Annotated in this window: 2 protein-coding genes and 1 pseudogene; all 3 read left to right on the top strand. The window is 64.1% G+C overall.

Translation table 11 applies throughout. The features are described 5' to 3' along the window. The coding region (locus ACMX2H_RS18815) for an FAD-binding domain (protein ID WP_414962785.1) at positions 1-1,097 on the top strand (1,097 nt) is incomplete at its 5' end. Positions 1,098-1,219: 122 nt separating this feature from the next. Next, positions 1,220-2,362: a hypothetical protein gene (locus ACMX2H_RS18810; protein WP_414962783.1), complete on the top strand. Its 1,143-nt coding sequence runs from the start codon at positions 1,220-1,222 to the stop codon at positions 2,360-2,362. A gap of 251 nt (positions 2,363-2,613) precedes the next feature. Next, positions 2,614-3,016 (top strand): annotated as a pseudogene (locus tag ACMX2H_RS18805) (hypothetical protein); the annotation flags it as partial.

Here is a 3,016-nt window from a genome sequence, read left to right as displayed (position 1 = left end):
AGCACGCTCCCCGGCTGCGGCAAGGCGGCTACTTGGTGGACTTCTGGGGCTCCGGGTTTGACGTGGCCGACCGGATGGGCATCGTCCCGCGGCTGATGGCGGAGGGGTACCGGGTCCGCGAGCTGCGTGAAGTTTCCCGCGATGGTCGGCGAATCTCCCATCTGAATCCCCGCAAGCTCATCGGCGGGGCCGGCGGCCGTTACGTCAGCATCGGCCGCTCCGACCTCGCTGCGTCCATCTACGACGCATTGAACGGCGAGGTGGAAACGATCTTCGGCGACACCGTTCAGTCACTTATCGACGACGACGGCGGACGCGTACGCGTCGAATTTGCCCGCGGCGCGCCGCGGGAGTTCGACCTCGTTGTCGGGGCCGATGGCCTGCACTCCAGGATCCGGTCGCTGGCCTTCGGGCCTGAGCAGGAGTTCGAACGTTACCTGGGCATCACCGTGGCCGCCTTCGAGGTGGAGGACTACAGTCCGCGTGACGAACTGGTCGCAGTGACGCATACCGAGGTGGGCGCGCAGGCGCTCCGCTTCACACAGCGCGACGGCGGGACCATGTTTTGCTTCACCTTTCGCTATGACGGGGACGTGCCGGTGGAGAACGTGGACGCCCAGCAGGATCTGCTGCGTGCGCGACTGGGCGGCGTCGGCTGGGAGGTGCCGGAGATCCTGCGGCGGATGCCCGAGGCCCGAAGCTTCTACTTCGATCGGGCCAGCCAGATCCGATTGCCGTCGTGGTGGCACGGCAGGGTCGTGCTCATTGGCGACGCCGCCGCCTGCCCGTCGTTGCTGGCCGGCCAGGGGTCGGCGCTGGCGATGGTGGAGGCCTACGTCCTGGCGGCCGAGCTCCAGCGGTCTGAAGGAGACTATCCCGCAGCGTTTGCCGCATACGAACGGCAGCTGGCACCGCTCGTCCGCGCCAAGCAGGATGCAGCGATCGGGCTCGGCGCAGCGTTCGCACCACGCAACCGCCTGCAATTGCTGCTGCGCAACACCGTGCTGAACCTGATGGGGATTCCGGTGGTCGCCCAGCTCGCGATGGGACGCAGCCTGCGCGACCCGATTGAACTTCCTCCGCCACCAGCACCTTGAGTCCTCCGGGTTGCACCGAGGAGCGGTTATTGACGGCTAGAATCCAGTTGCGATGAGTCGCAACCTGCCGAATCCGGCTGCCTCGACGCAAGTTTCCCCGTCAGCATCCGGAAGAAGAGGCCATGTCCACTCGTCTGATCGTCGCTCTTGCCTCGGTGGCCGCTGCGGTTGGCATCACGGTCTTCGGCGGACAACCTGCCGCCGCAATGCCAGTGGCCATTCCGGCCGCCCCGGCCTATGCGGTACCGGTCATTCACGGATCCTCGTTGGACAGCTACCCCTGGGAGCCGGCCAAGAAGGTCACGGTCTGGCACGATCCGTCGTCGGCCACCTTCCGCATCGCCCTGCAGAAGAAGAGCGGTACTGGCTGGAAGACGGTCACTTCGAAGGCACTGGGTCAGCGAGGCAAAACAACGCTCGGCTACAAGATGGCCAAAGAAGGCACCGTACAGCTGCGCATCGCGGCGACCGAGGGCGGCAAGACCCTGTCCGCGAGCCCGGGCCAGAAAGTCACATGGAAGCGTTCCCGCTCCGTGGTCAACCACCGCTATTCGAACTACACCAAGCCGTTCGCGGAGGCCGACGGCAAGGTGGCAGCGGGCGACCAAGCCCGGCACGGCCTCTACGTCTGGACCGGCAGATCTGCCCGCACGGGAGCCCTGCAAATGCGCAAGAACGGTCAATGGGTCACCGTGCAGAAGCTCGCCTGGAAGAAAAAGAGCAGCGGCATTCCGCCCCTGGCCATTGCCAAGACGCCGAAGACGAAGTCCAACGTCTCCCGGAAATACCGGATTGTGGTGAACGCGTCGGCGTACGAAACAGGCTGGACCTCCAAGACCGGTACGGTCCGGCACGAAAACCCGCGCAGCTACACCGGATACCGCAAGCTCTCCTATGACTACATGAAGAAGTACTGCCCCAACCAGATCATCACCGTGAAGAAGGGCGGGTCCGAAAGCACCGCCCACTCGGGATCACTGCGGATTGAAATGGCGCCGGGGTACGAAGGCAGCCAGCACAAGGCGATCGCCCTGCACGAGTGCGCCCACATCATCACCTTCCGCCTCTACGGCAATGACCTTGAGGCGATGGACCGCCGGCTGAACAAGATCTTTAAGACCAACAACGGGGTCGAATTGGTCGCCGACTGCATGGCCTACCGGATGGGCGCCGACCGAAACGCAGCAGTCAACTGGTACACGCAAGACTGCAAGGGAGCCCGCGGAGCAGCGGCAAAGGATATCCTGTCCGGCAGGAAGCCGTAACCGTCAGCCCATGGCCTCAGGGCGGTCCTTGCTGCCCAGCCCCGCCTCGGGTCTGTGAATTGTTCCGGGTGCCTGACCAGTCAGCGGCCTCGACTGTGCAAGGCGCAGGGTGACACAGATGGGGCCGCCCTGTCCGGATCGTTAAGCGCACCCGACCCTGAATTCACCTAAATTTCCTCTTCGTTTGCGACTGCTCGATCGACGATGTAACGGTTAAACCGCAACATTCCCACAAAGAATTGGAGCAAAGAATGTCGTTTCGAATCGCCAAGACCGGCCGTCTCGCAGCAGCTGTAGTTACCGCAGGAGTGGTGACCACTGCAGGAGCAGGGATCGCGTCGGCCGCCGAGGATCCGACCGCTGCACCAGCAGAAGTCACTTCGGCCGTCACCGAAACGCAGGATTCGTTGGTGTCCATCACTGCCGAGAATGTGTACATCTCGCCATCGCTGTTGGTCGCCAACCAAGTTTCTCCCGAAACCCCGGTTGAGGAGCCGGCGCCAGTGGAGGAACTGCCCGTGACACCGGTTGATGAGGCTCCCGTCGAGGACGCGCCCGAGGCACCGATCGGGGATGCACCGGTGGAAGAACTGCCCGTGACACCGGCTGATGAGGCACCGGCCGACGAAGCACCGGCTGAAGAGGCACCCGCCG

The sequence above is a fragment of the Arthrobacter sulfonylureivorans genome, assembly GCF_047607445.1.
Lineage (GTDB): Bacteria > Actinomycetota > Actinomycetes > Actinomycetales > Micrococcaceae > Crystallibacter > Crystallibacter sulfonylureivorans_A.
Note: the sequence above shows the minus strand (reverse complement) of the source record. Positions and strands in the feature narration are given on the sequence as shown.

Excerpts from the sequence above, each read along its gene's own strand:
- ACMX2H_RS18810 (WP_414962783.1), top strand. The coding sequence starts at position 1,220 with ATGTCCACTCGTCTGATCGTCGCTCTTGCCTCGGTGGCCGCTGCGGTT.